4 protein-coding genes are annotated in these 4,672 nt (G+C 35.0%); 1 reads left to right on the top strand and 3 read right to left on the bottom strand.

The features are described from left to right. Positions 1–424: 424 nt before the first annotated feature. Positions 425–2,047: an ABC-F family ATP-binding cassette domain-containing protein gene (locus tag ACFQ18_RS11040; protein ID WP_047184487.1), complete on the bottom strand. Its 1,623-nt coding sequence runs from the start codon at positions 2,045–2,047 to the stop codon at positions 425–427. A gap of 241 nt (positions 2,048–2,288) precedes the next feature. Between ACFQ18_RS11040 and ACFQ18_RS11035 the strand changes: the two genes are divergently transcribed. Beyond that, positions 2,289–2,903 (top strand): hypothetical protein, encoded by a 615-nt coding sequence (locus ACFQ18_RS11035; protein ID WP_047184488.1) that lies wholly within the window; start codon positions 2,289–2,291, stop codon positions 2,901–2,903. A 34-nt stretch (positions 2,904–2,937) separates the two neighbouring features. On the opposite strand, the gene ACFQ18_RS11030 is transcribed toward ACFQ18_RS11035, so the two are convergent. Both ACFQ18_RS11030 and ACFQ18_RS11025 read right to left on the bottom strand, forming a co-directional pair. Next, complete coding sequence (locus tag ACFQ18_RS11030; protein WP_047184500.1) at positions 2,938–3,570, bottom strand: YpmS family protein; 633 nt, start codon at positions 3,568–3,570, stop codon at positions 2,938–2,940. Positions 3,571–3,575: 5 nt separating this feature from the next. After that, positions 3,576–4,514, bottom strand: coding sequence for an SGNH/GDSL hydrolase family protein (locus tag ACFQ18_RS11025; RefSeq protein ID WP_204798372.1), 939 nt, complete (start codon positions 4,512–4,514; stop codon positions 3,576–3,578). Between the last annotated feature and the right edge of the window lie 158 nt (positions 4,515–4,672).

The raw sequence follows: 4,672 nt of genomic DNA, 5'->3' as shown, positions 1-4,672 counted from the left end.
AGAGAAGTAGTGCTGATATCTGAGAAGTAGTGCTGATATCTGAGAAGTAGTACTGATATCTGGGAAGTAGTGCTGATATCAGAGAAGTAGTGCTGATATCAGAGAAGTGGTGCTGATATCAGAGAAGTGGTGCTGATATCAGAGAAGTGGTGCTGATATCTGGGAAGTAGTGCTGATATCTGGGAAGTAGTGCTGATATCTGGGAAGTAGTGCTGATATCTGGGAAGTAGTGCTGATATCTGGGAAGTAGTGCTGATATCTGGGAGGTAGTACTGATATCTGGGAAGTAGTGCTGATATCTGAGAAGTAGTACTGATATCTTGAGAAGTATTGATATCAGAGGAAAGAATGCTGATATATATTAAGTACAGAATTATAAAAAACCAAAAAGCACTCCCTTATAAATATTGGGAGTGCTAAAGAATTAGCTTGCATACATTTCTTTAATTTGTTTCTGTAATTTCTTATCTCGCACGTATTCATCATAACTCATTTCTTTATCAATCAAGCCGTTTGGTGTGATTTCAATCAAACGGTTTGCAATACTATTAACGAATTGATGGTCATGGGAGGTAAATAAGATAGACCCTTTAAACTTCATTAAACCATTATTTAGAGATGTAATCGATTCAAGATCTAAGTGGTTTGTCGGTTCATCCATGATTAACACATTTGCATGGGATAACATCATTTTAGAAAGCATACAGCGAACTTTTTCTCCACCAGATAGAACATTTGCCTTTTTCAAAGCTTGTTCCCCAGAGAACAACATTCTACCTAAAAATCCACGTAGGAATGTTTCTGTTTCATCTTCAGGTGAAAATTGACGGAGCCAATCTACTAAAGTGAGATCGCTGTTTTCAAAGAACTCCGAGTTATCTTTAGGGAAATAAGACTGAGAAGTAGTTACTCCCCATTTAAAACTACCTGCATCAGGTTCCATCTCACCCATTAAAATTTTAAATAGAGTTGTTTTGGCAATATCATCCGGACCAACAAAAGCAACTTTATCATCTTTATTTAACGTAAAGCTCACATTGTCTAAAACTTTCTTGCCACCAATCGTTTTTGTTAATCCTTCCACACGTAGTAAGTCATTTCCAATCTCTCTTTCAGGGGTAAAGGCAATGTAAGGATATTTACGAGAAGATGGTTTAATATCATCCAATGTAATATTATCTAGTAATTTTTTACGAGAAGTTGCTTGTTTTGATTTAGATGCATTTGCGCTGAATCGAGCAATAAATGCTTGCAATTCCTTAATCTTTTCTTCCTTTTTCTTATTAGCTTCTTGTGCCATCTTTGTAGCTAACTGGCTTGATTCATACCAGAAGTCATAGTTTCCAATATAAATTTGGATTTTACCAAAGTCAACGTCAGCAATGTGTGTACACACTTTATTTAAAAAGTGACGATCGTGGGATACTACGATAACAGTATTTTCAAAGTTAATGAGGAACTCTTCCAACCACTGAATTGCTTGAATATCAAGACCATTCGTAGGCTCGTCCAGTAGAAGAATATCAGGGTTACCAAATAAAGCTTGGGCAAGCAATACTTTCACTTTATCGTCCTCAGTAAGCTCTGACATAGTTAGCATATGAAGGGATTCATCAATACCAAGTCCTTTTAATAGAACAGCAGCATCAGATTCAGCTTCCCAACCGTTCATTTCAGCAAATTCACCTTCGAGTTCTGCAGCACGCATACCATCTTCTTCGGTAAAGTCACCTTTCATGTAAATAGCATCTTTTTCTTGCTTTACTTTATATAGGCGCTCATGGCCCATTAATACGGTGTCCAATACTTGATGATCTTCATAAGCGAAGTGGTCCTGTTTTAGAACAGCAAGACGTTCACCTGGAGTTAGAGATACATTGCCTGATTGAGGTTCGATTTCACCAGATAAAATTTTTAGGAACGTCGATTTACCTGCACCATTCGCACCGATTACACCATAACAATTTCCGGGAGTGAATTTTAGATTTACATCTTCAAATAATTTTTTATCGCCATATCGTAAACTTACATTCGTAACCGTAATCATGTAACTAAACTGCCTCCAATTTAAAAAGTAATCAAAGTTAGCTTACGTCATTTCACTAGATACGTCAATGAAAAGTAACAATTATTATAGAACAGCCGTAAAATAACTATTGAAAAATATAAAAAAACTGTCATATTATAAAAAAGCGGAAGCGCCCGTTTAGGAATGTATGAAAGAGATATATAAAACATAAAAGCTTAAGGTATTCCGAATAAACTCATATAAGAGAAGAGGGAAAGTCATGGAAGAGAAAGTAATATACTTATTGTTTACGAATACGGGTACCTTGTTAGCGAGAGTGATTCGGTTGTTTACAGGTCAATCGTTAACCCATGTATCTATTAGTTTTGATCAACAATTAATAGATGTTTATAGTTTTGGGCGTAAAAATGTGAGAAATCCTTTTATTGGTGGATTTGTGAAAGAAGATGTCCGTTGTGGTTTTCTAAGAAAATCGGAATGTGAGATTTATCAACTTGCTGTAGAAGATTTGGAGTATCATCGAATTTTGGAACGAATTTGTGAAATGGAAGCGAAAAAAGATGCTTATAAATACAATTTTATTGGATTATTTGGTGTTCTTTTACAAATTGAATGGAAGCGCAGGAATGCCTTTTTCTGTTCTCAGTTTATTGCTTCTCTACTAAATGAAGTAAAACAAATTCAATTTTCAAAGTCTATTTGTTTCGTGAAGCCAGAAGATATACGAATGCTGGAAGGCCTTCATTTAATGTATAAGGGAGTTCTTGAAAGTTATTATAAAGAGGAGATGGAAGAAGAAGAGCAACTTCAGCGTTTTTTTCTACCATTCTATCTATCTAAAAAGTTAAAACGTATTAAAATAGCGAAGGGGTGAATTCCCTTCGCTATTTTTTCGCCTAAAAGCCTAACTATTCTAATGCATCTATTCCCAACGTTTTGTATGGAATTTGTATACGGAATGCCAAATCATTTGCTTCTAAATCTATCCGTTCTACCGACACGTTGAAATTACTTTTGATATCCATATCTGTTACTGCAACATATATTTCTTCGTTCTTTGGATTAATGGTAACCCACTCGGGCATATCTAAATATTTCCCCATATATTCCATTATTTTCCGATTGGGTAATTCCAATAAGCCAATTGAAATGGAACGCTGTTTCAATATGATGTCACCATTTTCTTGAACAAATGGTTCTAGATGAACGGAAAGAGGAACTGTTGTATTAAAAACAGGTAGTTCTCCTCTTAACTGTACATCGTCTTCTAGTAGAATACGGTATTGATGTCTTGAATTATGAAGCACCTGTTCAAGGTAGGCATTAATCAATTCATTTAGATTTTGTTTTGTTGTTCGAACTACAAACTCCGAACTTTCATTTATTATGTCTTCTGAATGTGGCTTTGGATTCAATTCAGATACAGGCCAAAAAATAAGAATAAGAAGAACTATGAAGACCAGGATATTGAAACCTAATAAACTGTAAAATAGCTTTTTCCACTTATTATTTTCGTTTTTTGTCCCTTCTTGTGTATTCATGGTTTTCAACTCTCTTCACTCATAATGTCATGTGATATATATTCCAATACCCGTTCAGCAATTTTGCGATACCCCTGATAATTGGGATGAAAGTTATCTTCCGAAAATAAACTCGTATCTGTGTCCCGGAATAAATCGCTGGTTGGGACAAACGTTACATGATCATTCATTTCGGCAATGCTTTCTGTTGTGCTATTATAAGTTTCCGCAATAGTGTTTAACTCATCAATGTCTTGAAAATACTTTTCAAATGGATTATAGAAACCAACAAGGTAAATTTCAGCATTTCCATTTAAATTCCTTATTATATTTACGATTTTTCTGAGGTTCTGTTCGTAATGGCCTCTTTGCTCAATAAAATCGTTAAGTTTTAAATTCATAATATTCTCTTTTGCAACTTGCATAATATCATTTGCCCCAATGGTAACGAGGACAATGTCAGCCCTTTTAATAGAAGAACGGATTTCCCTTTCATTTAACCGTTCTAACAATTGGTTCGAGCGGTTTCCGCGCTTTCCGTAGTTTTCAAATTTTGCTATTTCATTATTTTCATTAATCGTTCGTTCCAATATTCCAACATATCCACCTTGGTTTGTTTCATCGCCTACACCTTGCGTTAAGGAGTCCCCAATTGCGACAACTCGTGTATGATTAGACAAGAAGAAGTTTAAGGTGGTTTCTAGTACTTCAGATATCCTGTCTGGAAGGGGCCTTTCCTCTTGAAGAGAAGTATGTTCATTAGGTGTATGTTCTTCCACATCCCTGTTTTCTATAGATGGCTCCGTCTGCTCTTCCGCTTTCGAGGGTTCTTCCTCTTGGTTTGTTACTTCTGCTCTTTTAAAGGTTTGCTGGCTAACAGGTGGGTTTAATTCACTTAAATAAGAAATAAATACGATTGCTAAAACTAATAAAATTCCTATAATAATAAGATATTTACGCTTCATGTCATCACACCTAAGTTGTTTACTTTATTTTATGGTAGTGTGAGTCGTTTCACCACAAAAATAATTTGAATGTTAATTATACCTTAATTATTCATACTTCCATGTGCCTAAGTAAACAAGGTTCAAATTCTATATTTTTTCAAATTATAAATATAGTT

It is taken from the genome of Oceanobacillus caeni, assembly GCF_042678465.1.
Taxonomy (GTDB): domain Bacteria; phylum Bacillota; class Bacilli; order Bacillales; family Amphibacillaceae; genus Oceanobacillus; species Oceanobacillus caeni.
Note: the sequence above shows the minus strand (reverse complement) of the source record. Positions and strands in the feature narration are given on the sequence as shown.

What these genes read in the sequence shown, in the direction of transcription:
- ACFQ18_RS11040 (WP_047184487.1), bottom strand. Translation starts at nt 2,047, where the DNA reads ATGATTACGGTTACGAATGTAAGTTTACGATATGGCGATAAAAAATTA.
- ACFQ18_RS11035 (WP_047184488.1), top strand. Translation starts at nt 2,289, where the DNA reads ATGGAAGAGAAAGTAATATACTTATTGTTTACGAATACGGGTACCTTG.
- ACFQ18_RS11025 (WP_204798372.1), bottom strand. Translation starts at nt 4,514, where the DNA reads ATGAAGCGTAAATATCTTATTATTATAGGAATTTTATTAGTTTTAGCA.
- ACFQ18_RS11030 (WP_047184500.1), bottom strand. Translation starts at nt 3,570, where the DNA reads ATGAATACACAAGAAGGGACAAAAAACGAAAATAATAAGTGGAAAAAG.